Origin of the sequence: Brevundimonas sp., assembly GCF_027487935.1 — a bacterium.
In the GTDB taxonomy this organism is placed as follows: Bacteria; Pseudomonadota; Alphaproteobacteria; order Caulobacterales; family Caulobacteraceae; genus Brevundimonas.
Genome location: NZ_JAIYCP010000009.1, coordinates 1 through 23,939, shown reverse-complemented (window position 1 = coordinate 23,939; position 23,939 = coordinate 1). Strand labels below are relative to the sequence as shown.

General features: G+C 67.4%; 24 protein-coding genes. 14 read left to right on the top strand and 10 right to left on the bottom strand.

Annotated features, from left to right (window positions below; genetic code table 11):
• Positions 1 to 80 precede the first annotated feature (80 nt).
• The 5 genes from Q0053_RS03445 to Q0053_RS03425 are packed head-to-tail and all read left to right on the top strand — an operon-like array spanning position 81 to position 4,151.
• Entirely contained in the window at positions 81 to 326 is a 246-nt protein-coding gene (locus tag Q0053_RS03445; protein ID WP_298096051.1) for a hypothetical protein, read from the top strand.
• A complete protein-coding gene (locus tag Q0053_RS03440; protein WP_298096049.1) occupies positions 323 to 748 on the top strand; it encodes a type II toxin-antitoxin system VapC family toxin in 426 nt (141 codons plus the stop codon). The genes Q0053_RS03445 and Q0053_RS03440 overlap by 4 nt, the downstream gene beginning before the upstream one ends.
• Positions 745 to 1,785 (top strand): selenide, water dikinase SelD, encoded by a 1,041-nt coding sequence (gene selD, locus Q0053_RS03435; RefSeq protein WP_298096046.1) that lies wholly within the window; start codon positions 745 to 747, stop codon positions 1,783 to 1,785. Before Q0053_RS03440 ends, selD begins: the two co-directional genes overlap by 4 nt.
• Positions 1,782 to 2,846 carry a tRNA 2-selenouridine(34) synthase MnmH gene (gene mnmH, locus Q0053_RS03430; RefSeq protein ID WP_298096043.1) on the top strand — a complete coding sequence of 355 codons (1,065 nt, stop codon included), beginning with the start codon at positions 1,782 to 1,784 and terminating at the stop codon, positions 2,844 to 2,846. The genes selD and mnmH overlap by 4 nt, the downstream gene beginning before the upstream one ends.
• Positions 2,847 to 2,855: 9 nt before the next feature.
• A complete protein-coding gene (locus Q0053_RS03425; RefSeq protein WP_298096041.1) occupies positions 2,856 to 4,151 on the top strand; it encodes a cation:dicarboxylase symporter family transporter in 1,296 nt (431 codons plus the stop codon).
• Between the two features lie 604 nt (positions 4,152 to 4,755).
• On the opposite strand, the gene Q0053_RS03420 is transcribed toward Q0053_RS03425, so the two are convergent.
• The 7 genes from Q0053_RS03420 to Q0053_RS03395 form a co-directional block, all read right to left on the bottom strand.
• Positions 4,756 to 5,226 (bottom strand): hypothetical protein, encoded by a 471-nt coding sequence (locus Q0053_RS03420; protein ID WP_298096039.1) that lies wholly within the window; start codon positions 5,224 to 5,226, stop codon positions 4,756 to 4,758.
• Between the two features lie 86 nt (positions 5,227 to 5,312).
• Positions 5,313 to 5,606 (bottom strand): hypothetical protein, encoded by a 294-nt coding sequence (locus Q0053_RS13280; RefSeq protein WP_367276674.1) that lies wholly within the window; start codon positions 5,604 to 5,606, stop codon positions 5,313 to 5,315.
• Between the two features lie 103 nt (positions 5,607 to 5,709).
• Positions 5,710 to 6,111 (bottom strand): hypothetical protein, encoded by a 402-nt coding sequence (locus Q0053_RS03415; RefSeq protein WP_298096036.1) that lies wholly within the window; start codon positions 6,109 to 6,111, stop codon positions 5,710 to 5,712.
• 214 nt (positions 6,112 to 6,325) lie between these two features.
• A complete protein-coding gene (locus tag Q0053_RS03410) occupies positions 6,326 to 6,718 on the bottom strand; it encodes a GIY-YIG nuclease family protein (protein WP_367276673.1) in 393 nt (130 codons plus the stop codon).
• 437 nt (positions 6,719 to 7,155) lie between these two features.
• On the bottom strand, positions 7,156 to 10,641 hold the full coding sequence (gene carB, locus Q0053_RS03405) for a carbamoyl-phosphate synthase large subunit (RefSeq protein WP_298096033.1): 3,486 nt from the start codon (positions 10,639 to 10,641) through the stop codon (positions 7,156 to 7,158).
• A gap of 16 nt (positions 10,642 to 10,657) precedes the next feature.
• Entirely contained in the window at positions 10,658 to 10,972 is a 315-nt protein-coding gene (locus Q0053_RS03400) for a ribonuclease E inhibitor RraB (protein WP_298096030.1), read from the bottom strand.
• Positions 10,973 to 11,087: 115 nt separating this feature from the next.
• Complete coding sequence (locus Q0053_RS03395) at positions 11,088 to 11,786, bottom strand: HAD family hydrolase (RefSeq protein WP_298096026.1); 699 nt, start codon at positions 11,784 to 11,786, stop codon at positions 11,088 to 11,090.
• 116 nt (positions 11,787 to 11,902) lie between these two features.
• Between Q0053_RS03395 and Q0053_RS03390 the strand changes: the two genes are divergently transcribed.
• From Q0053_RS03390 to Q0053_RS03370, 5 genes are all read left to right on the top strand, one after another.
• Entirely contained in the window at positions 11,903 to 12,901 is a 999-nt protein-coding gene (locus Q0053_RS03390) for an aromatic ring-hydroxylating dioxygenase subunit alpha (RefSeq protein ID WP_298096024.1), read from the top strand.
• The gene (locus Q0053_RS03385) at positions 12,898 to 14,208 is read left to right on the top strand and encodes an amino acid permease (RefSeq protein WP_298096022.1); all 1,311 of its coding nucleotides are present in this window, start codon (positions 12,898 to 12,900) and stop codon (positions 14,206 to 14,208) included. The genes Q0053_RS03390 and Q0053_RS03385 overlap by 4 nt, the downstream gene beginning before the upstream one ends.
• A 46-nt stretch (positions 14,209 to 14,254) precedes the next feature.
• Positions 14,255 to 15,421 carry a glutamine-hydrolyzing carbamoyl-phosphate synthase small subunit gene (carA, locus tag Q0053_RS03380; protein WP_298096019.1) on the top strand — a complete coding sequence of 389 codons (1,167 nt, stop codon included), beginning with the start codon at positions 14,255 to 14,257 and terminating at the stop codon, positions 15,419 to 15,421.
• Positions 15,418 to 16,167: an FkbM family methyltransferase gene (locus Q0053_RS03375; protein WP_298096016.1), complete on the top strand. Its 750-nt coding sequence runs from the start codon at positions 15,418 to 15,420 to the stop codon at positions 16,165 to 16,167. The genes carA and Q0053_RS03375 overlap by 4 nt, the downstream gene beginning before the upstream one ends.
• Before the next feature lie 82 nt (positions 16,168 to 16,249).
• Positions 16,250 to 16,438, top strand: a complete 189-nt coding sequence (locus Q0053_RS03370; protein WP_298096014.1) for a hypothetical protein — start codon at positions 16,250 to 16,252, stop codon at positions 16,436 to 16,438.
• 11 nt (positions 16,439 to 16,449) lie between these two features.
• On the opposite strand, the gene Q0053_RS03365 is transcribed toward Q0053_RS03370, so the two are convergent.
• The gene (locus tag Q0053_RS03365) at positions 16,450 to 16,716 is read right to left on the bottom strand and encodes a hypothetical protein (protein ID WP_298096010.1); all 267 of its coding nucleotides are present in this window, start codon (positions 16,714 to 16,716) and stop codon (positions 16,450 to 16,452) included.
• A 225-nt stretch (positions 16,717 to 16,941) separates the two neighbouring features.
• Here Q0053_RS03365 and dnaG point away from each other — a divergent pair, with 225 nt between their 5' ends.
• Together dnaG and rpoD are read left to right on the top strand one after the other, a co-directional pair.
• Positions 16,942 to 18,807 carry a DNA primase gene (gene dnaG / locus Q0053_RS03360; protein ID WP_298096007.1) on the top strand — a complete coding sequence of 622 codons (1,866 nt, stop codon included), beginning with the start codon at positions 16,942 to 16,944 and terminating at the stop codon, positions 18,805 to 18,807.
• Between the two features lie 70 nt (positions 18,808 to 18,877).
• Positions 18,878 to 20,833, top strand: a complete 1,956-nt coding sequence (rpoD, locus tag Q0053_RS03355; RefSeq protein WP_298096005.1) for an RNA polymerase sigma factor RpoD — start codon at positions 18,878 to 18,880, stop codon at positions 20,831 to 20,833.
• 61 nt (positions 20,834 to 20,894) lie between these two features.
• Here rpoD and Q0053_RS03350 read toward each other — a convergent pair whose 3' ends face one another.
• Positions 20,895 to 21,209 (bottom strand): GIY-YIG nuclease family protein, encoded by a 315-nt coding sequence (locus tag Q0053_RS03350; RefSeq protein ID WP_298096003.1) that lies wholly within the window; start codon positions 21,207 to 21,209, stop codon positions 20,895 to 20,897.
• A gap of 695 nt (positions 21,210 to 21,904) precedes the next feature.
• Between Q0053_RS03350 and Q0053_RS03345 the strand changes: the two genes are divergently transcribed.
• A complete protein-coding gene (locus Q0053_RS03345) occupies positions 21,905 to 22,660 on the top strand; it encodes a hypothetical protein (RefSeq protein WP_298096000.1) in 756 nt (251 codons plus the stop codon).
• 102 nt (positions 22,661 to 22,762) lie between these two features.
• Here the strand turns inward: Q0053_RS03345 and Q0053_RS03340 are convergent, their stop codons facing one another.
• Positions 22,763 to 23,110 (bottom strand): DUF1428 domain-containing protein, encoded by a 348-nt coding sequence (locus tag Q0053_RS03340; RefSeq protein WP_298095997.1) that lies wholly within the window; start codon positions 23,108 to 23,110, stop codon positions 22,763 to 22,765.
• A 147-nt stretch (positions 23,111 to 23,257) separates the two neighbouring features.
• Between Q0053_RS03340 and Q0053_RS03335 the strand changes: the two genes are divergently transcribed.
• Positions 23,258 to 23,788, top strand: coding sequence for a hypothetical protein (locus Q0053_RS03335; protein WP_298095994.1), 531 nt, complete (start codon positions 23,258 to 23,260; stop codon positions 23,786 to 23,788).
• The last annotated feature ends 151 nt before the right edge of the window (positions 23,789 to 23,939 follow it).

Here is a 23,939-nt window from a genome sequence, read left to right as displayed (position 1 = left end):
CGCCGATGGGCTGGCAACGGCCAATGCGTGCGATGGCGTCTTGCTTGAACCGTGTGCTATCAGACGCTATCATCGGCACTATGGCGCAACTCCTCGTCCGCAATGTATCCGAAGACGTGGTTCAGGCCCTCAAGGCCCGGGCAGCCGCCCATGGTCGCAGTGTTGAGGCTGAGCACAGGGCCTTGCTGGAACAGACCCTCGCCGCCGATCGACGGGCGCAGGTCGAGGCGTGGCTGAAGGCGGGCGAGCCGTTGCGGGAGCGTCTCAAGGGACGTGTGTTCACGCCGTCCGAGATCCTGATCCGTGAGAGCCGCGAGGAGCGGTGACACCGCTTGTCGTCGATGCCTCCGTGGCCCTGAAATGGGTGCTGGTCGAGCCGGACTCGGCTCTGGCCGAGGAGGTCCTGTTCAGCCCGCTCGTCGCGCCTGATTGGTGGCGGATCGAGGTCGCCAACGGTCTGTGGAAGGCGTTTGATCGGGACGAGATCGACCTGGACGAGGCGCGTGCCGGTCTGGCGCGGTTCGCGGACGTCGCCGTCGAGACAGAGGACGCCCTTGGATTGCTCGACGAGGCCATGATCCTGGCCGCCCGACTGGATCACGCGATCTATGACTGCCTCTATCTCGCCCTTGCGATCCGGAGGGACACGAGGTTGGTGACCGCCGACGGGAAGTTCGCAAAGACGGTGCTTCGGGCCGGATCGGACCTCGCCGTTCGCGTGGTCATGCTGGGGGATTTCAAGAAGTGACCGAACCGCGCCTGACCTCCCTCGCCCATGGCGGCGGCTGCGGCTGCAAACTGGCCCCGGCGGTGTTGCGGGACATTCTGAAGGGGATGCCGCTGGCCGGGCCCTTCGCCGATCTGATGGTCGGGACCGAGACCAGTGACGACGCCGCAGTCTGGCGGCTGAACGATCAGCAGGCCCTGGTGGCCACGACCGACTTTTTCATGCCGGTGGTGGACGACCCGTTCGACTTCGGCCGCATCGCCGCGACCAATGCCCTGTCCGATGTCTATGCCATGGGGGCGACGCCGATCTTCGCCCTGGCCCTGGTCGGCATGCCGGTGACTGTGCTGTCGACCGACACCATCGGCCGCATCCTGCAGGGCGGGGCCTCGGTCTGCGCGGCGGCGGGCATACCGGTCGCGGGCGGCCATTCGATCGACAGCGTCGAGCCGATCTACGGCCTTGTCGCCCTCGGTCTGGTGCATCCGGATCAGGTGCTGACCAACCGCGGCGCCCAGGCCGGCGATGTGCTGATCCTGACCAAGGCGCTCGGCGTCGGCGTGCTGAGCGCAGCCTTCAAACAGGAGCGACTGGGTCCGGACGGCTATGCGGCCCTGATCGCCTCGACCACGCGGCTGAACACGCTCGGGGCCAGGCTGGCGGGGCGGGCAGGGGTCCATGCCGTCACCGACGTCACCGGCTTCGGCCTGCTGGGCCATGGGCTGGAGATGGCGCGCGGGGCCGGGCTGACGGTCGAGCTGACCGCCGCCCCGCCCCTGCTGGACGGGGTCGAGGCCCTGGCGACCGGCGGCGTCCGCACCGGTGCCTCGGGCCGCAACTGGGCCAGCTACGGCGAGGGCGTCGACCTGCCGGCCGGACTGGACGACTGGCGACGCGACCTGCTGACCGATCCCCAGACCTCGGGCGGCCTGCTGATCGCCGTCGCGGCCGATCAGGCGGAGGCGGTGCTGGCCCTGGCCCACGGCGAGGGCCTTGCCCGGGCCGCCGTCGTCGGCCGTATCCTCGACGGCCCGCCGCGCGTCCGCATCGCCGGATGATCCGCCACACCACCGACCTGTCGCCCGCCGCCCGCGACGGCTTCGACGCCATCATCGATGTGCGCAGCCCGGGCGAGTTCGCGCTCGACCACATCCCCGGCGCCATCAACCTTCCGGTCCTCGACGACGCCCAGCGCGCGGCGGTCGGGACCGAATATGTCCAGGGCTCCAAATTCCTCGCCCGGCGCAGCGGCGCGGTCATGGTGGCGCGCAATATCGCGGCCCATCTGGAAGGGGCGCTGGCCGATCGCGGCGGAGGCTTCAAACCGCTGGTCCATTGCTGGCGCGGCGGCCAGCGGTCGGGCGCCATGGTCACGGTGATGGACCAGATCGGCTGGCCGGTCACGGTGCTGGACGGCGGCTACCAGACCTGGCGGCGGCAGGTGAACGCAGCGCTGTATGACGCACCGGTGCCGCACCGGCTGACCCTGCTGGACGGGCCGACCGGCTCGGGCAAGACGGCGCTGCTGGAGGCGCTTGCCGAACGCGGCATGCAGACCCTCGACCTTGAGGCCCTGGCCGCGCACCGGGGCTCGCTGTTCGGGGCCATGCCCGGCGGCCAGCCGTCGCAGAAGGCGTTCGAGAGCCGGCTGCACGACGCCCTGTCGCGGCTCGACCCCGCCCGCCCGGTGGTGGTCGAGGCCGAAAGCAGCCGCATCGGCGCGCGCCTGGTGCCGCCGTCGCTGTGGGCCGCCATGGCCGCCGCCCCGGTCATCGAGATCGTCGCCCCGGTCGAGGCCCGGGTCGCCCATACGGTCGCGACCTATGCCGACATCGCCGCCGATCCGGCCGCGCTGGATCTGGCCCTGAGCCGGCTGCCGCGACACCATGCGAAGGCGATGATCGCCGATTGGCGCGCCATGGCCGCGCGCGGCGCGCTCAGCGATCTGGCCCGGCAGTTGATCGAGGTCCATTACGATCCGGCCTATCGCCGCACCGGTGCCGACCGGGGCCGGCCGGTGCTGGACCGGCTGGTGCTGGAGGATCTTTCGCCCGCCGCACTGGCGATCGCGGCCCAAGGCCTCGCGGCGGGCCTCGACCGGGCGCGCGACCCGGCCTAGCTTCGCCGGATGACCCAGTCCCGCACCGCCGCCCTCTTCTCCTCGCTCAGCCTCCGCGTCCTGCTGGCCCTGGCCCTCGGCCTGGCCGCCGGCGCGGCCGCGCAGACCTATGGCATTCCCGGCGGGACCGGCACGGTCGCCCTGATCGAGGGGCTGGGCCAGCTGTGGCTCAACGCCCTGCGCATGACCATCATCCCGCTGGTCTTCGCCCTGCTGGTGACCGGCATCGCCTCCATCGCCGATGCGGCCGCGACCGGGCGGCTGGCGCTGAAGACGGTGGTGGTCTTTGCCCTGCTGCTGGTCGGGGCGACAGTATACGGCATAGCCGCGTCCGAGGGGCTGCATGCCCTGTGGCCCATCGACCCGGAGGGCGCGCGCCTGCTGCTGGCCGGAACCTCGGGCGACCAGGTGGTGCGGGAGAATGTCGGCGGCGGCGGGCTGGGCGCCTTTCTGACCGCCCTGGTGCCGCCCAATCCCATCGCCGCCGCGGCCGAGGGAGCCATCCTCGGGGTCGTGGTCTTCGCCATCATCTTCGGCTTTGCCACCACCCGCCTGCCCGACCGGCTGCGCCAGCCCCTGACAGTCTTTTTCGAGGCCGTGGCCGAGACCATGATCGTCATCGTCCACTGGGTGCTGCGGGCTGCGCCGATCGGCGTCTTTGCCCTGTCCCTCGGGGTCGGACTGCATACCGGGCTGGGGGCGGCGGGGGTGCTGGGGCACTATATCGCCCTGGTCTGCCTCAGCCTGATCGGCCTGATCCTGCTGACCTATGTCGTCGCCCTGGCCTTCGGACGGCTGTCCCTCGGCCGGTTCGCCGTCGCCGTGGCCCCGGCCCAGGTGGTGGCCATCTCGACCCAGTCCTCCCTGGCCTGTCTGCCGGTCATGGTCGAGCGGGCGATCGACCGGCTGGGCGTCTCGCCGGCGACCGCAGGCCTGGTCCTGCCGCTGGCGGTGGCGGTGTTCCGCATCACCTCGACGGTCGCCAACCTGGCCGTCTGCATCTATGTCGCCCACCTCTACGGCATCCCCCTGACGCCCGGCGTGCTGATCGCCGGCGCGGTCACAGCCCTGGCCATCAGTGTCGGCACCGTCGGCCTGCCGGGTCAGGTCTCCTTCTTTGCCTCCATCGCCCCCATCGCCCTGGCCATGGGCCTGCCCCTTGAGGTCCTGCCCTTGCTGCTGGCGGTCGAGGTGGTGCCCGACATCTTCCGCACCATCGGCAATGTCACCGCCGACCTCGCCGTCGCCCGGATTGTCGAGGGGCGGGATGCGGACGGAGAGGGAGAGGCGGCCTCGGGGGTCTAGGGACGAAAGCAGACGCTAAGAGAGTCCGCTCCGGGTGGGAAGCGGACATTACAGGGGGCCGCCCGTTCGCGGTTCTTCGGGCGGATAGGTGGGGCCGCAGTCAATGTCAGTCAGTCGCCGCGCCCTGACATCGTATTCTGCGCTGGCACGGATTCCTTTGGGACTGCTGTCAAAGTGGACTTCCACCTGATCCGCTCGAATCAGAGTCCGTCCCGGCGGGTAATTCCCTGCACCTTGGCCCTGACGAAAACTCACGGAAACTTTTGACCGGTCTGAACCAAGCCAGCCGCGCCCGACGACGGGTGCTCCTGTCCAGAAGTTACGACCCCAAGCATACTCGCGGGACGACCAACCCTCGATTGAGTTGATGCACGAGTCCCGGACCAGCAAGCGGTCGATCTCGTCCGCCAAGGCGGGGCTTGGGGGTTCTGCGGTCGTGGAGTTCAACAGCAGCAAACAAGCAGCCCCGATCCCCAGCGCGACGACCGCGAACCCCGCCTGAGATGCTCTCCGTCCCCCCATCGCCTCAGCATAGGCCGCCCGGCAAGGTCCGCAATGGGTCGGAAGCTGACTGTCGCCCACGGGTGGTTAGCGGACATGGTCGCTAAAGAAGCGCGACGCCGCCCGGCCCGCCTTCCCAACGCTGGGCTCGTTCCGCTGCCGCAGCGGTGTCTTCAGCGGGGACGCGGGTGATGAGCGGGCCGACATAGGGGTCGCGTGGGTCTCCGCGCGTGGGCAACTGCCAGCCAACGCTGCACGCGCGGCAGCTATTCTTGTCTATCAGGACAGAGGGCGCGTGGTTCAAAGAGGGCTCGCCGGGCGGCGTGAACTGCTGGACCAAGACCGACGAACCCTGATCGAAGATTTCGAAACCGAGGTCTGACTGGAATGGATGGTGTTCAGACTGAGCAACGGCAGCCGTCGCGGTCGCCACGTAGTCACATCGTTGAACTTTAGGGCCGGTGCAGCCCGGCGAGGCATGGTCCGCGCCAACAAGCAGAGCAAGCCCAGCCAACACCGCGAAAATCGAGAACGCGCCGAAACCCAATGGCAGCATACCGCCTGTTTTGAGCATTGCTGTCTCCCAACGGTTCAGACGAAACCAGCAATCAGCGGGGAAGTCGAGATGTCCGCTATGGGTCGGGAGCGGACGCCATCTCGTCAGCCAATAGCGGACATCTCCAACCGCTCCGACGTGGAAACATTGCGCCAGATGGTCTCGGGCATGAGTGTAAGGCGAACCCCATATTCGTCGGCAGCGGCAGCCAGGATTTGCCGAAACCACATCGGATAGGTCCATTCGCGCGGCACGGGGCTAACCAAGCACCTCCGAACCGGGTCCCAGCCGACTTCCATCGCAGTCCGGTAGATCGATGCGAAGTCTTCTTTTTGTGGAGTGACGCAGAGCCTACCTTCTCCGTCGATCTCGACGCTGACAATGCGGTCTTCCCTCATGCGCCAAAGGTGCCCGTTGCTACTGACCTAGACAAGGTCCGCAATGGGTCGGAAGCGGACTCTGGCTTGATCGCCGAAAGCAGACATCCAGAAGTCCACGCCCTCACCCCGCCACCCCTGACCGCTCCAGCGCCTCGGCGGTGCGGATCAGGGCCATGGCTTCCGCCGCCTGTCCCTGGCTCAGCAGCCAGGCGGCGCGGCGCAGGGCGCGTGACACCGCGACCTTGGGACTGATGTAAGGGGGCTCGGCTGTGTCGCCGGCCGGCGACAGCGCGGCGAGCGCGGGCGGCGGATCATCCGCCCCGCCGCGCAAGGGCTTGAAGTCCAGTCGTTCGGCGATGCGACTGCGCGTCCAGCCTTCCGCCATGGCGCGGCGTCTCAGATTGGACAGGCCGACGTCAAAGCGCCGCGCCACGGACGGCGCGGACTCCCCGGCGACATAGGCGGCCCGGACCCGGGCCCAGGTCTCCGGCCCCCGGTATTTGCGCAGGCGATGGTGCTCCATGCGAAGATGGTCGCATGCTGCTACGTCAGAAGCGGACGCACCCCATCTAACGCCGTCATCCTCGGGCTTGACCCGAGGACCAGAGGCGAGAGGCGGGCTGTGCGCCCGGGACGGCCCGACGACCTCGCCCCTTCGCCTCGCCACCGCGCACCGGACGGTCTGATCCTCGGGTCAAGCCCGAGGATGACGGCTGGGGGGGGGAAGAGGGAGGTGGCTAATCTTCCCCCATCTCTTCGGCCTCCAGCCGCGCCAGAAACGCCGCGACGCCGCCGTCATTCTCCGGCGGCAGTCGCGGGTCGGGCTGCTCACTCATGAGGAAGGGATACAGGTCGCACCACTGCGGATTCCGCTCCTCGATCAGCTGCATTTTCCACGGGCGGTTCCAGCGCTTCAGCGCCTTCTCGCGGCGGATGGCAGAGGTGACGCGCTCGAACGTCTGGTACCAGACCAGGATGTTGCAGCCGTAGCGTTTGCTGAATCCGCTTCTCGCTCCTTCGCGGTGCTCGCGGCCACGACGGTAGAGGTTGCTCGTCATGCCGATGTAGACAACGCCGAACGGCCGGCTGGCCTCGATATATGTCGCGATCAACGGGCGTTTGTCGTCCATGTGGGGAGTGACGCAGAACAACCGGAAAGCGTCAAGAATGAACAACTTCCGGTATTGTTGCCGCTTCGCCACCTCCCCCACCCCCGTCATCCTCGGGCTTGACCCGAGGACCAGAGGCGAGAGGCGGACTGTGCCTCGGGGACGGCCCCGCAATCCCGACCGTGCGCCCGGCCACGGAGCACCGGACAGTCTGATCCTCGGGTCACGCCCGAGGATGACGGGGGGTGGGAGAGGTTATGTCCTGCATGTCCCGGATGTCGCGACGATTGTCCCTCGAACGTCCCGGGATTGTCCTTCAAGAGTCCCGCTATTGTCCCCGTTATTCTACCGGATTGTCCTCGCTATCCCGCCGCATTGTCCCTCAAATGACTGGCCGACCTGTCGGGTCCACGGCGTGTTTGCGGGACCCGACACTGGTCGAAATCGTCACCAACGGGTCAGTCGTGGGCATAGTCCTGGATCGGTCGCACATCCAGTTCACCGGCCTTGATCGCCCCGATGGCCTGGGCGGCCGCAAGGGCCCCCGCCGTCGTGGTGTAATAGGGTATCTTCATCATCAGGGCGGTGCGGCGTAAGGAGAAGCTGTCCAGCAGCGCCTGTTTGCCCTCGGTGGTGTTGAAGACCAGCTGGACGCCGCCGTTTTTCATGGCGTCGACGATGTTGGGACGGCCCTCCAGCACCTTCTTGACGTGGCCCACGGCCAGGCCCTGTTCGGTCAGCCAGGTATGGGTTCCGCCCGTCGCGATGATGGAGAAACCCTCGGCGATCAGGGTCTTCACCGCCTCGACGATGAAGGGTTTGTCGCCGTCCTTGACGCTGACGAAGGCGCAGCCCTTGACCGGCAGGGTGGTGCCGCCGCCGATCTGGGATTTGGCGAAGGCGCGGGCGAAGGCGGGGGCCATGTCGGCCTCGCCCTCGCGTTTCCAGTCCAGCCCCATGACCTCGCCGGTCGAGCGCATCTCGGGCCCCAGGATGGTGTCGACCCCGGCGAAGCGGGCGAAGGGGAAGACGGCTTCTTTGACCGCGATATGGTCATAGGGCCGGTCCGTCAGGCCGAAGGATTTCAGCGGCACGCCGGCCATGACCTTGGCGGCGATGGCGGCGATCGGCTGGCCGATGGTCTTGGCCACGAAGGGGGCCGTGCGGGACGCGCGCGGATTGACCTCCAGCACGAAGATGCGGGGGTTTTCGCTGTGCGGCTCCTCGATGGCGAACTGGACGTTCATCAGGCCGCGCACCTTCAGGGCCCGGGCCATGGCCTCGGTCTGGCGCTTCAGCTCGGCGACGATCTCCGCCGACAGGGAGAAGGGCGGCATGGAACAGGCGCTGTCGCCCGAGTGGACGCCGGCTTCCTCGATATGCTCCAGCACCCCGGCCACGAAGACCGTCTCGTCATCGCACAGGGCGTCGACGTCCACCTCGGTGGCGCGGTTCAGATAGTGGTCGATCAGGACCGGGTCGTCGCCCGAGACCCGCATGGCCTCGCCGACATAGCGGTCCAGCTGTTCGCGGTCGTGGACGATGACCATGCCGCGCCCGCCCAGCACGTATGAGGGGCGCAGGACGACGGGATAGCCGACCTCATCCGCCTTGTCGGCGGCTTCCCGGGCCGAGCGGGCCAGGCCGTTGGGCGGCTGCATCAGGCCGATGTCATGCAGCATGGCCTGGAAGCGCTCGCGGTCCTCGGCCAGGTCGATGGAGTCCAGCGAGGTGCCGAGGATCGGCACGCCGTCCTCGTGCAGGGCATGGGCCAGCTTCAGCGGCGTCTGGCCGCCGAACTGGACGACGACGCCGATCAGGTTGCCGGCCGACCGCTCGACCTCGATCAGCTCCAGCACATCCTCGGCCGTCAGCGGCTCGAAATACAGGCGGTCGGAGGTGTCATAGTCGGTCGAGACGGTCTCGGGGTTGCAGTTGACCATGATCGACTCGACGCCGATATCGGCGAAGGCAAAGGCCGCGTGGCAGCAGCAGTAATCGAACTCTATGCCTTGCCCGATGCGGTTGGGACCGCCGCCCAGAATGATGGCCTTCTTCCGGTCCGAGGGGTTGGACTCGCACTGCGGAACCTGGCCCAGGGCCCCGGTTTCATAGGTCGAATACATATAGGCTGTGGCCGAGGCGAACTCGGCGGCGCAGGTGTCGATGCGCTTGAACGCCGGGCGGACATTGAGGCCGCGGCGCAGGCGGCGCACCTGTGCCTCGGTCGTTCCTGCGAGCTGAGCCAGGCGGGCGTCCGAAAAGCCCTTTGACTTCAACCGACGGAACTCGCGAGCGGCCTCAATGACTCCCTTCCCCTCGACGGGGAAGGGTTGGGGATGGGGTGGAGGCAGGGTGCCGGATGCGGCGCGCGCGTAAGGCGCTGTCGACGAGGCCTCATGCGTCCCATCCGGACGCAAGGTGCGACCACCCCCACCCAACCCTCCCCCGTCGAGGGGGAGGGCTTTGAGGAGGTCGGCCCCGGGCAATCCCTTGACCCGAAGATGCCCCTCTTCCCGCACGATGTCGGCGATCTGGCGCAGGAACCAGGGCTCATAGGAACAGGCGGCATTGACCTCCTCGACCGACAGGCCGTGGCGGAAGGCCTGGGCGATGACGAGGATGCGGTCGGGCGTCGGCTGGCCGAGGGCGCGCACCACGGCGGCGCGGGCACCGGCCTCGTCCTCGACGTCGACCACGCCGTCGATCTCGATCTCGTTGAAGCCGGTCAGGCCGGTCTCGAGGCCGCGCAGGGCCTTCTGCATCGATTCCTGGAAGGTCCGGCCGATGGCCATGACCTCGCCCACTGACTTCATCGAGGTCGACAGGGTCGCCTCGGCACCGGGGTATTTCTCGAAGGCGAAGCGCGGGATCTTGGTGACGACATAGTCGATGCTCGGCTCGAACGAGGCCGGCGTGACCATGGTGATGTCATTGGTCAGTTCATCGAGCGTGTAGCCGACCGCCAGACGCGCCGCGACCTTGGCGATCGGGAAGCCGGTGGCCTTGGAAGCGAGGGCCGAGGACCGCGACACCCGCGGGTTCATCTCGATCACCACCATCCGGCCGTCGGCGGGATTGATGGCCCACTGGACGTTCGATCCGCCCGTCTCGACACCGATCTCGCGCAGGACGTTGATCGAGCCCGTGCGCATCCGCTGGTACTCCTTGTCCGTCAGCGTCAGGGCCGGGGCGACGGTGATGGAGTCGCCCGTGTGGACTCCCATCGGGTCGATGTTTTCGATGGAGCAGATGATGATGCAGTTGTCCGCCTTGTCGCGGACGACCTCCATCTCATACTCCTTCCAGCCCAGGACGCTTTCCTCGACCAGCACCTCGGTGGTCGGCGACAGGTCGAGGCCGCGCTCGACGATCTCGTAGTATTCCTCGCGATTGTAGGCGATGCCGCCGCCGGTGCCGGCCAGGGTAAAGGACGGGCGGACGATGGCGGGCAGGCCGACGAAGGCCAGGGCGTCATCGGCCTCGTCGATGTGGTGGATGGCCTTGGAGCGCGGGCTCTCGAGGCCCAGCTTGTCCATGGCGTCGCGGAATTTCTGGCGGTCCTCGGCCTTGTCGATGACGTCGGCCTTGGCCCCGATCATCTCCACGCCCCATTTCTTGAGCGCACCCGAGGCGTCCAGCGCCAGGGCCGTGTTCAGCGCCGTCTGGCCGCCCATGGTCGGCAGCAGGGCGTCGGGCCGCTCCTTGGCGATGATCCGCTCGACGAAGGCCGGGGTGATCGGCTCGATATAGGTGGCATCGGCCACCTCCGGGTCGGTCATGATGGTGGCCGGATTGGAGTTAACCAACACGACCCTATATCCCTCGGCCTTCAGCGCCTTGCACGCCTGAACGCCGGAATAGTCAAACTCGCACGCCTGTCCGATCACAATGGGCCCCGCCCCAATGATCAGGATAGATTTGATATCTGTGCGCTTGGGCATTGTTTTTACAGGGCTTTCAGTTCGTCAAAACCGCGCACTCCCAGCCGTCATAATCCAGCTGGAAGGCCGCGGCCCAGGATTGCATCATGGAAGAGACCGGGGTGAAGGACGCCTCGTCCACGGACATGGTCGTCTCGAGGATGGTGCAGTCGTCCTGGCCCCGGGTCAGGAAACCGGCGCGCCGCGCCACCTCGTTCAGGTCCTCGTGATCCCCGTCCCCATAGAAGTAGAACAGCGTGTGCCGCGGGGTCACGCCCGAGTCGCCGTGCTCGGCCAGCGTCGCCCGAATCATGGCGTCGCGCTCTTCATGCGGGACCTCATCTTCAAGCACGGGCTGTCACGCTCCCTGCGCGCGCGAGCCCGCCAGCGGCTGTGACGCCGTGCGGGTCGGTCGGGTTGTCGGTTAAGCGCTTCGTCTAGAGACGGGCGGGCGGAGGGGCAAGCGGTTATCCGTCCGTCCGCGCCTCAATCCACGCCGGAAGTTCGGCTATGCGCTCCAGCGCCCCGTATCGTGCATGCCCCTCCGGGGCATCGGCCAGCTCATGCGCCCAGGTGACGACATAGGGGATGTGGACGGCGAAGGCCCCGGCCGCGAGGGCAGGCAGGACGTCCGACTTCATGGAGTTGCCGGCCATGACGGCCTCTTCGGGCCCCGTGCCGTGCCGGGCGAAGACGCGGTCATAGGTTCCGCGATCCTTCTCCGAGACGATTTCGACCGCCGCGAACAGGTCGCCGAGACCGGAGGCGGCCAGTTTTCGTTCCTGGTCCAGCAGGTCGCCCTTGGTGATCAGCACCAGCCGATACCGCTCCGACAGGGCGGCCAGGGCCTCATCGACGCCGGGCAGGGTCTCGACCGGATGGGCCAGCATCTCACGGCCTGCCGCGAGGATTTCGCGGATGGCGCGCGGTGGCGGATCGCCGTCGCACAGCTCCATGGCGGTCTCGATCATCGAGAGGGTGAAGCCCTTCACGCCATAGCCGTAGAGGCGAAGGTTGCGGCGCTCGACCTCAGCCAGGCGCGCGGCGATGGCCTCGTTGTCGTGGTCGGTCAGCAGGTCGAGGAACCGCGCCTGGGTCAGGCGAAAGATGGTCTCGTTGTGCCAGAGGGTGTCGTCGGCATCGAGGCCGACCGTGGTGATGCTCATCTCCGCGTCTTGGCCCATCCTCTGCAGATCAGGCAAGCGGAGTCCTGACCCGTCCAGTCGGGCGGGCCCGATCTCACCGGTTGACGGCGCGCGCCGGGCGGGGCCTTGATCGCCCCATGCAGGCTACGCTCTCCGCCCGACTCTACGGCTGTCCCGATGCCTGGGCACGCGAGCGATCAGCCGTGTTCGGTCGGGCCTGGTTGTTTCTCGGTCACGATGCCGAGGCCCCGGCGACCGGCGACTGGATCGCTACGGACGTCGCCGGTCACCAGCTGCTGGCGGTTCGGGGGAAGGACGGCGTCTTGCGCGCCTTTCACAATGTCTGCCGCCACCGGGCCGGGCCCCTGGTCACCGGGGCCAGCGGGCGTTGCGAGCGCGAGCTGGTCTGCGCCTATCATGGCTGGCGTTATGCACTGGACGGGCGGTTGCGGGCGGCGACGGGATTCGGAGCAGCGGACGGGTTCGATCCGCGCGAATTCGGTCTGCTGGCCCTGCGGCTGGAGACCTGGCGCGGTCTGGTCTTCGCCACGATGGACGCCGAAGCCGCGCCGCTGGCGGACCATGTCGCGCCACTGGAGGCCCTTCTGGCCGGGCGAGGGCTGGAGATCGCCGCGCCCGCCCTGCGCCGCTCGCACGATCTGGCCTGCGACTGGAAGACCTATGCCGAGAACTATCTCGAGGGATACCACATCGGTTCGGTCCACCCGGTGCTCGCCGACGAACTGGGCGGGGCAGAGTACCGGGTGCGGGTCGAGGGCGATTTGGTCCTGCAGGAGGCGGTCGGGGTCAATGACGGGCCGCAGGCTGGCGTCTGGGGCTGGCTGTGGCCCAATCTCGGGATCAACGTCTATCGCGACGGGGCCATGATCGAGCGGATGACGCCGGTCGGGCCGGGCCGGACGCGGCTGGACTATCTGTTCCTCAATGACGGCGGCGAGGGCGCGCTGGGCGAGGCCCTGACCGCCTCGGACCGCCTGACCGCCGAGGACGCCGCCATCTGCGAGGCGGTGCAGCGCAACCTGTCGGCCGGTGCCTATGACCGCGGCGTGCTCAGCCCCCACCATGAGATCGCCCTGGCCTGGTTCCAGTCCCGGATCGCGGAGGTTCATCCATGACCGACATCATCGAAGACCGTCACAAGCTGGGCTGGGGTCTCGCCGCCCTCGTGGTGGCGGGGAACATGATCGGCTCGGGGGTCTATCTGCTGCCTGCCACCCTGGCACCGGTCGGGTCGTCGAGCGTGGTCGGCTGGGGCGTCGCCGCTCTGGGTGCCGTGACCCTGGCCCTGGTCTTCGCAGCCCTCGGCCGGTTGCAGCCGGACGCAGACGGCCTTTCCGGTTTCGCCGAGCGGGGACTGGGGCGGTTCTTCGGCTTTCAGACGGCCCTGGCCTTCTGGACCGCCTGCCTTGTCGGCAATGTCGCCATTGCGGTGGCGGCGACAGGCTATCTCGGCTTCTTCTTCCCGGCGCTGAAGGAACCGGTCGCCGCCACCTTCTGCAACCTCGGCCTGATCTGGTTGACGACGGGAGCCTATATCCTCGGAGCCCGCGCGGCCTCGCGGTTCGCCGCCCTGGCCCTGGTGATCGGCCTTGTCCCCCTCGTCATCGCCGTGGCCGCCGGCATCTCGGCCTTCAACGGGGAGACCTTCGCGGCCTCGTGGAGCCCGTCAGGGAAGAGTCTGGCCGAAAGCGTGCCCGCCTCGCTGGCCCTGATCTTCTGGGCCTTCCTCGGCGTGGAGACGGCGGCGGTCCTGTCGGCCCGGGTCCGCAATCCGGCGCGCGACGTCGGCCGGGCCTCGATCGCCGGGGTTCTGCTGGCCTCGGCCATCTATGTCGCGGCGAGCGTGGCGGTGTTCGGCGTGATCCCGGCGGGCGTGCTGGTCGAATCGTCCAGCCCCTATGCCGATCTGACGGCGCGGGTGTTCGGGGCCTCGATCGGGGCGGCGGTCGCGGCCTGTGCCGTGATCAAGGCCGTCGGGACGCTGAGCGGCTGGGTCATGCTGGGCGGGGAGACGGCGAGGGCCGCCGCCCGATCCGGCTATCTGCCCTCAGGTTTCGGCGCCGGCGAGCGAACGCCGGTGGCCAACCCCCTGCTGGGCGGGGCGATCATGAGCGTGGTTGCGGTCATCTCGGGTCAGCCCACCCTTGGCGGGCAGTTCGGCATGCTGGTCGGCGTGACCTCGGTGTTGAGCCTTGTGGTCTACGGCCTGTGCTCCGCCTCCCTGTTCCGGCTGGCGCGCTGGACCCGGGCCCGGTTCATCGCGGCGCTGGGTCTGGTGTTCACGACAGCGGCGGTGGTGGCCGCAGCACCCGGCTATATCCTGCCGACAGCGATCTTCTTCGGGGTGACGACCGGGGCCTGGTTCGCCTTCAAGCCGGGCGGTGCGACGATGCCGGTTGACCCGACGACGGGGGCTCACTAGCAAACGCGCCGTTTGCTCGCCGGGATTCGGTGATAGAGAGCGCCCCATGACCACGACACTCCTCCCCGGCGTCACCGGCGTGCTTGCGCTCGCGGACGGAACCATCCTGCAGGGTCTCGGCTGCGGCGCGACAGGCTCCGCCCTGGGCGAGGTGGTCTTCAACACCGCCATGACCGGCTATCAGGAAATCCTGACCGACCCCTCCTATATGAGCCAGATCCTGGCCTTCACCTTCCCGCACGTCGGGAACACGGGGACCAATGTCGAGGACATTGAACAGATCGGCGGCGGCTCGGACACCTCGGCCCGCGGGGCGATCTTCCGCGATGCCCCGACGGACCCGGCCAACTGGCGCAGCGGGAGCGATTTCGACGACTGGATGAAACGGCGTGGCGTCGTTGGCCTTTCCGGGATCGACACCCGCGCCCTGACCGCCCGCATCCGCGACATGGGCGCGCCCCATGCCGTGATCGCCCACGACCCGTCCGGACAGTTCGACCTCGAGGCGCTGGTGGCACAGGCGAAGGCCTGGACAGGGCTGGTCGGGCTTGATCTGGCGAAGGACGCCTCGACGCGGCAGTCGTTCGACTGGGACGAGGGGCTGTGGGACTGGCCGGAAGGCTATCCGCGCGTGAACGCTGCCGACAGGTCTGTGGTCGTCATCGATTATGGGGTGAAGCGCAACATCCTGCGGGCCCTGGCCTCGACGGGCGCGAAGATCACCGTGGTGCCGGCCGATACGACGGCCGAGGCCATTCTGGCGCGCAGGCCGGACGGCGTCGTCCTGTCGAACGGTCCGGGCGATCCGGCGGCGACCGGCGTCTATGCGGTGCCCGAAATCCGCAAACTGGTCGACAGCGGCATGCCCCTCTTCGGCATCTGCCTCGGCCACCAGATGCTGGCGCTGGCGCTGGGGGCGAAGACGGTCAAGATGGACCAGGGCCACCACGGGGCCAACCATCCGGTCAAGGACCTGACCACCGGCAAGGTCGAGATCGTGTCGATGAACCACGGCTTTACCGTCGACCGCGACAGCCTGCCCGAGGCCGTCAGCGAAACCCACGTCAGCCTCTTCGACGGCACCAACTGCGGCATCGCCCTGACCGGTCGCCCTGTGTTCAGCGTCCAGCATCACCCGGAGGCCTCGCCGGGGCCAACCGACAGTCTTTATCTATTCCAGCGGTTCGCGGATTCGATGGCGGTTCGGCCTTGAGCTGGATCCCGCCGACCACCTTCAGTGAAAGAATCAAGCGGGCTGTATTCAACCCGCGGCAGGAGTTGAAGCGGGTCATCGCGCGGGAGCTTCGAAAGGGCGAGCCTGAGCTGCGGCTGCTGCCCGACCTGGTCGATCCGAAACGGGCGGCCGTGGATGTGGGTGCCAATCGCGGGGTCTGGACCCATCAGATAGCCGCGCTCTGCCCCAGGGTCTATGCCTTCGAGCCCAATCCCAAGATGTTCGCCATTCTGGATGCGGCGCGCCCCTCGAATGCCGAGGCCCGGCAGATCGCGCTTTCAGACCGCACCGGCATGGCCAGCCTGAAGGTCCCGCGGTCGGCGCGGGGCTTTTCAAACCAGCACGCCTCGCTGGAGACCAACTGGGCCGGTGCCATGGAGTTCGGCGTGGTCGAGGTCGCCACGGCCCGCCTTGACGAACTGGACCTTGAACCCGTCGGCTTCATCAAGATCGATGTCGAGGGTCATGAGCCGGCTGTGATTGCAGGGGCCGCCGGCCTGATCGCGCGCGACCGGCCGACGCTGCTGGTCGAGCTGGAAGAACGGCACTCGCACCGGTCCATCGAGGCCTCCATCGCCGAGGTCGAGGCGCTGGGCTATGACGCCTTCTTCTTCAAGAACGGTGCCCAGCGGCCCATCGTTGAGTTCGACCCGCAGGTGGACCATCGGGACGCGGTCGAGACCCCTACCTACATCTTCAACTTCATTTTCAAGCCGCGCCGTTAGTCAAGCCGCTGCTACGACGGGGTGTTCGGGGCTTGCCCGGGACCGTCATGGGTCTGTGCTCCGGGTCATGCTCTTGTGGGACATGGCGGTCCGTATCCTGACGACCCTGGCCGGCAATCGCGCCTTCGCTGATCGCAATGGCCTGTGTTTCCGTTACGCTGCCCTGCCGGATGACTCCGGAGCGTCGGCGCTGGATTTCAGCGTGGAGTCCATGAGCGCCGTTCATGAGGTCGGCCGCCAGGGTGCCCTTACTGGCACGGGCTGGCGGTAGCGAGCTCCCTGTCAGGGAAGCGGCGCTAAGCTGTTCTCTGCCCGAAGGGAACAGGCCTTGCGGACAGCGACTGGTGCCGCGTGCAGCCAGTAGTCGGCGTCATCCCGCCGGTTGCTCCTCAATCGCTCGGCACCGCGCATCCGCCGCAGGGCCGCATTGTCGAGCAGGCGCGCGTGCAGGGCGCGGGGTGACAGTGCGGGGATCGGCGGGGAACCGGGGACGGCGACGCTGTCGGGGCCTTGGGGCTCCACCGCCGGTTGGGCGATGGTCATGAACATGGGGCGGCTTTCTTACTCGTACGGGACTGCAGTCTTCGCTGCGGGTCCGCCTGTCACAGTCCGCTTCCAGGACGGCCGGATTCTTAATCCACAAGCCTGTGGACAGTTCTGCCTGATGCAGGAAAACTATGTGCATATTCAGGCATTTACTGTCTCGATTTGGCCTCTCTGGTTAATGAAAGGTAAAGCCACCCAAACCGGTGAGTCGCGCGCTATAAGGCGCAGGTGCGCTTCGATGATCGCTTCCTTGAAGAACTGAAGGCTCGCCTTCGGCCGTCCGATATCATCGGACGGACGGTGAAGCTCAAGCGTCAGGGCCGAGAATATGTCGGCCTGTCTCCCTTCACCAAGGAGAAGTCACCCTCCTTCTTCGTCAATGACGACAAGGGCTTCTTCCACGACTTCTCGTCCGGCAAGCACGGCGACGTCATCAGCTTTCTGCAAGAGACCGAACGGCTCAGCTTCGTCGAGGCGGTGCAGCGACTGGCCGGGGAGGCGGGCATGGCCTTGCCGGCCGAGGACCCGCAGGCAGCGGAGCGTGAGGCGAAGAAGCAAGGGCTGACCGACTGGATGGATTTGGCCCAGAAGTGGTTCGCGGCCAATCTGCGCCGGTCGCCGGGCAAGACCGCGCGCGAATATTTGGAAAAGCGCGGTCTGCCCGAAGACCAGTGGGAGCGGTTCGGTCTCGGCTATGCGCCGAATGACCGCGAGGGCCTTAAGGCGGCGCTCGTTCAGCGAGGGGCCAGGCCGGGCGATCTGGTCGAGGCGGGCATGCTGATCGCCCCCGAGGGCGGCGGCCAGCCCTATGACCGGTTCCGCGACCGGTTGATGTTCCCCATCCTCGACGCCCGCGGGCGGATCGTCAGCTTCGGCGGGCGGGCCATGAACCCCGATGACCGTGCAAAATATCTGAACGGGCCCGAGAGCCCGCTCTTTCACAAGGGCTCGACCCTTTACGGTCTGCCGGAAGCGCGCCGCATCCTCGGGGCCGAGTCAAAGAGCGATCAGGCCATTGTCGTGGTCGAAGGCTATATGGATGTCATCGCCTGCCATCGCGCCGGCATCCCCGCTGTGGCACCCATGGGCACGGCCCTGACCGAGGAGCAGATGGAGCGGCTCTGGCGGGTGTCGCACGAGCCGATCCTGTGTTTCGACGGCGATGCGGCGGGACGCCGTGCGGCTTACCGCGCCATTGATCGGGCCCTGCCGCAACTGAAGTCGGGGCGCTCGTTCCGCTTCGCCCTGCTGGAGGGCGGTCAGGACCCGGACGACATCCTGCGCGACAAAGGCGCGCCCGCGCTGCGTCAGGCCATGGCCGCGACCCGCCCGTTTGCCGAGGTGCTGTTCGGCAAGGAGGCCGAGGTTGAACCGCTCGACTCGCCCGAGCGCCGCGCGGGGCTGAAGGGTCGCCTGCGCCAGGCCGCCTCGGCCATTCAGGACAAGGATCTGGCGGAACAGTATCGCCGCGAACTGTTCGACCGCTTCGACGCCCTTTTCCTGGCGCGTCGCGCCCCGCAAGGCCAGGCGGCGACGGGGCCCGGCGGCCGCTGGCGACCCGGACCTCCGCCCAAACTGGGCCAGACTGCCGAAGGGGCCCAGGCGATGCAGTCGCTGAGCCGTTCGATCGAGCCGGTCGCTGCCGCGCTGGCCCATGGAGCCATCGACGATCCGGAGCGGATGGATGACCATCTCGAGGCCATTTCATCGCACGGGTTCGGGGATGCGTCGCTCGACGGCTTGGCGCAGGAGATGGTCCGGTTGCGCTTCTCGGGTCAGGACCTTGACTCGGCGGCCTTGCGTCGCCATCTGGCGCAATCGGGTCACGATGCTTTAGTGCGCGAGGTCGAGAAGGCGGCGGCAAAGTCCGGCGCGCCTTTCCTGGCCGCAAATGCGCCCCTCGCCGAAGCAAGGGTCCGATGGTCGCAGGCGTTCGACGCGCTAACTCGCGTGGCGGCGCTGGAAGAGGCACTGAGCTCGGCGGCAGGCATGCCGGGCCAGGATGAGGCGTTCCGCAGGCTTAAAGCCGAGCGGGATGCTTTGCGTCGCGCGATCAAAACCGGAGAGATCTGGGAAGACAGCACGGGTTCGTAACCAACGAACCCGCCACACGTTGTATTTGGCGGACGGCCTGATCAGCCGCTCCACCCGGAGAAAAGACTGCATGAGCGCCCAGACCGAGACGCAGGAAACCGAAGCCCAGAGCGACGGTCCGCTGCTCGACCTCACCGACGCCGGTGTGAAGAAGTTTATCAAGCAGGCCAAGGCGAGGGGCTATGTGACGATGGAGGACCTGAACAAGGTCCTGCCGTCCGAAGAGGTGACCCCCGACGCGATCGAGGACACGCTGGCGATGCTGTCCGAGATGGGCGTCAACGTCGTCGAGGCCGAGGAAGACGCCACCGAGACCACAGAGAAGGAGGGCGGCGAGGTCGCCGAGCGGGCCGAGACCAGCGTCTCCGAGACTCCGGCCAAGGCTGCTTATGATCGTACCGACGATCCCGTGCGGATGTATCTGCGGGAGATGGGTTCGGTTGAGCTGTTGAGCCGTGAGGGCGAGATTGCGATCGCCAAGCGGATCGAGGCCGGGCGGGATGCGATGATCTCGGGCCTGTGCGAGAGCGCGCTGACGTTCGAGGCCATCATGGTCTGGCGCGACGAGCTGGCCAACAACCGCATCCTGCTGCGCGAGGTCATCGACCTGGACGCCACCTACGGCGTGCTCAACCCGTCCTCCCTGCCGCACAACCAGCCGCCCGCCGGGACGGTGGTCGAGCCGGCCGAGCCGGAAGAGGGCGCCGAGCCCAAGCCGGAAACGGACGATGAGGAGGACGAGGATTTCGACGACGGCGGCGGCATGTCGATCTCGGCCCTCGAGGCCGAGCTGCGCGACGGCGTCATGGAGGTGCTGGACGCGGTCGCCGCCGACTTCGGCGCCTTCCGCAAACTACAGGACAAGCTGGTCGAAAGCCGGCTGAAGGGCGAACAGCTCTCGGCCAAGGACCAGAAGGCCTATGACGCCCTGACGGCGGGCATTTCCGGCCGGCTCAAGACGATGAAGCTGAACAACCACCGCATCGAGGCCCTGGTCGAGCAGCTCTACGCCATCAACAAGCGGCTGATGGGTCTGGAAGGCCGGCTGCTGCGCCTGGCCGACAGCTACGGCATCTCGCGCCCCGAGTTCCTGAAATCCTATTTCGGCGCCGAGCTGGACCCCACCTGGGCCGACCGGGTCAAGGAGATGGGCGTCCGCTGGACCAAATTCAGCGACAATGAAACCGCCCAGATCGCCCAGATCCGCGGCGACGTCGCCGCCGTGGCCACCGAGGCCGGCCTGCCGATCGACGACTATCGCCGCATCGTCCAGACCGTGCAGAAGGGCGAGCGCGAAGCCCGTCAGGCCAAGAAGGAAATGGTCGAGGCCAATCTGCGCCTCGTCATCTCCATCGCCAAGAAATACACCAACCGCGGCCTGCAGTTCCTGGACCTGATCCAGGAGGGCAATATCGGCCTGATGAAGGCGGTCGACAAATTCGAATACCGCCGCGGCTATAAATTCAGCACCTATGCGACCTGGTGGATCCGGCAGGCGATCACCCGCTCGATCGCCGACCAGGCCCGCACCATCCGCATCCCGGTCCATATGATCGAGACGATCAACAAGATCGTGAGGACATCACGCCAGATGCTGCACGAGATCGGCCGCGAGCCGACCCCGGAAGAACTGGCCGAAAAACTGGCCATGCCGCTGGAAAAGGTCCGCAAGGTTCTGAAGATCGCCAAGGAACCCATCAGCCTCGAGACCCCGATCGGCGACGAGGAAGACAGCCACCTGGGCGACTTCATCGAGGACAAGAACGCCATCCTGCCCATCGATGCGGCCATCCAGTCGAACCTGCGGGAAACCACCACCCGCGTGCTGGCCTCCCTGACCCCGCGCGAGGAGCGGGTCCTGCGCATGCGCTTCGGCATCGGCATGAACACCGACCACACCCTGGAAGAGGTCGGCCAGCAGTTCAGCGTCACCCGCGAACGCATCCGCCAGATCGAGGCCAAGGCGCTGCGGAAGCTGAAGCATCCGTCGCGGTCGCGGAAGCTGCGGAGCTTCCTGGATAGCTAGGGATTAGGGCTTAGGGCTTGGGGCTTGGGGATGCTTGTCATCAAGTCAGTTGGTGGGTTGGTCAGGAGGCCCTTCCTGCCAGCAGGGCCGGATACAGGTCCGTCCAGAGGGGATTGGCTTCTTCGATCAGGACGAATTTCCAAGGCCTTAGCCAGCGCTTGATCCGCTTTTCCCTCAGGATGGCCTGATCGACGTAGTGGTGGTGCTCGTACCAGACCAACTGGTCAGTCCCGCGCTCGCGACTGTAGCCGTCGATCTGACCATGCTTGTGTTCTTCAATCCGCCGGACCAGATCGTTGGTCATCCCGACGTAGAGCCAGCCGCAGGGTCCGCTGGCCAGAATATAGACCCAGTAGCTGTGGTCGGTCTTTCCCATCACGACACGACTTTGTCGGGCGAACATACAATCGTCAAGATTGTATTCGAGGCTGGTCGTCCCCGATACAGCGAAGCGGAGATCGCCCTTTTGTCATCCCCGACGAAGCGAAGCGGAGATCGGGGACGGAGTGAGTCCCCCTCTTTGGCCACGCCCGGACAGCCCTCAGGGCTGAGCCGGGCGACAGCCAGCGGCCACCCGTACAGGCGGGACCGAGGCTGAACGCCTCTGCCAGACGTCATACATTTGCGTCGCCGCCACCCGGCTCCCGGCTCAGCCCTTCGGGCTGTCCGGGAGGGGTCAGGGGGGATGCGCATGCCGTCCCCGATCTCCGCTTCGCTTCGTCGGGGATGACAAGGGCGGTGGAGGCTGAAGCATCCGTCGCGGTCGCGGAAGCTGCGGAGCTTTCTGGATAGTTGAGGTGAGTGGCGAGTGGCTAGTGGTTAGTGGTTAGTGGCTGGCCACCGCCGGGGCACAGGCGCTGCCTGCGCCGCCCTTCCGCCACCCGCGAGGCGGCAATCACCAACCACTGGCCACTAGCCACTAGCCACTAGCCACTAACCACTCGCCCCGCCCCTTGTCCCCGCCGCTCCTGTACCGCCTGAGTCCCGGTTCGTACCGGTCTTGCGGGGACAAGGCGGGACAGCGGGGGACATACGTCCGATTCTGACGCCGGGGCGGTCCAGACTGGCCGGATGACAGAGGATGGCGTCCGCACCCGTCGCAATTTTCCGGCCGAGACCTGGGCCGTGGTGCGTGACGCCTATCTGGGCGGCGAGACGGCCGAGTCGATCTCGCGGCGGCTGAACATCTCCATCAACACCATCCGCAAGCGCGCCTCGCGATGCGGCTGGACCCACGTCGCCCATGCGCGGGCCATCGCGCGCAGCGGCGACGAGGGCGGGTCGTCCGCCCCGGCCACACCCGAGGCGGCCATGACGGCGGCGCTGGGCCACGCTGCCAAGGCCATGACCGAGGGACGGGCCGCCGACGCGACCGCCCTGATCCGCGCCGCCGAGGCCATGGCGCGGGTGATCGGCGTCGATCCGGCAGACACGCCCTTGCGCATGCCGACCCGCGAACCCCTGACCCCCGAAGAGGACGCCGCGCGCGAGGCGGCGGCGAAGAAGGGCTGGAACGACATGCTGGACCTGATCGAGGCCCAGGCGGATGCTTTGGCGCGCCGGATCCTGGCCGATGCGGCCCATGCGCCGGCGGTGCACAGCGGCTTCGTCCATGCCTGGCGGGCGCAGTATCTGGGGCCCGAGGCCGCCGCCCGGGACCATGCCGACATGCAGGTCAACGCCCCCCACCGGCTCGCCTTCCACTGGCACGACGACGGCCGGCCCCTGCCCGTCGATGAGGTGCGGGCGATGTATTACGGGGTCTACCGGCGGCAGATCCGGGCGCGGGCGGGGTTGCCGGCGGTGGGGCCGGGGGATGAGGGGTGAGGGGTGTACGGTTGGCGCCCCTCCACCATCCTTCGCCTTTGGCTTCGGACGGTCCCCCTCCCCGCGGAGCGGGGAGGAGACGCGTGATCGGGTCTGGGGGCGTCAGCCCTCCTGCACCAGTTCGAACCCGGCGAAGATCATGCGGGTGCCGTCGAAGGGCATGGGCAGGGCCAGGATGCGTTCGTCCTGCGTCAGCTTTTCCCAAGCGGTGTCGCGCGTGGCCTTGTCGGGCCAGGTGATCCAGCCGACGGCGACGGTCTCGCCGTCCTGGAGGGCGACGGCGCGTTTGAAGTCGGTGACCTTGCCGTCGGGGACGTCCTCGCCCCAGCATTCGGTGACGCCGAGGGCGCCGTGCGCGCGGAAGAAGGGCGTGGTTTCGCGGGAGTGCTCCAGATAGGCGGCCTTGTTGGCCGTGGGCACCGGAATGACCGTGATGTCGAGGAAGGGCATGGCTGGCTCCGAGGGGCGAGGGGGCAGGCCGGAGGGGGCCCCGGCCTTTATCCCTTATCCCCCGTCCCTTCTCAAACCCGCGTTCCGCCAATGGACAGCGGGGGCGGGGCGCGGCATCCTTCGTCTGGGGGCGTTCGGAGGTGCGGTGTGTTCAATCTGGGCTATCTGAAGCATCGACTGGGCCAGTATGCGGCCCTGTGGGTCGGCGGCTTTCTGTTGAGCGGGGCCGCCATACTGATCGGGCTGATGTTCGCGGACCTGATGGTCGCGATCGATGCGGTGCTGCCGGTCCTGCTGGGCGGGGTGGCGCTGGGGCTGGGGGTCGGGCTGGTGCTGGGCCTGTTGTCGGGGGAGACCCTGGGGACCAAGCTGGCGCTGCTGCTGCTGGCCGTGCTGCTGGCGCTGCCGCTGTTGTGGGCGCCGGTGTCGGCGGCGGTGGCCGTGGCCTTCTTCGCCGACCGGTCGATCGAATATTCGGAGACCTATGCCGCCTTCCAGATCGGTGTGTCGCAGGTGCTGTTTCCGATCAGCCAGGCGCTGGGCGACGGAGACCTGTTCGGCTGGGTCTGGTCGGTGTTCCAGTGGGTGTCGACGGTGGTCGGCTTCTTCTCGGCCATGGCCAAGGTCTGGCCGGCGATCCGGCGGCTGCTGGGGCCGGAGCCGGTGACCGAGGGCTAGACCGTTCGTCGGCTCAGCCGGCGCGGGCTGAAAGGTTCATCACGGCGAGCACAACGCGGTCACAACGGACACGACGGGACCGTGCGGTTGCCGCGTGTGTCGATCCTTCCCGGCAACGAAACGAGACAAGGGCGGCTTTGCCGCCGAACCT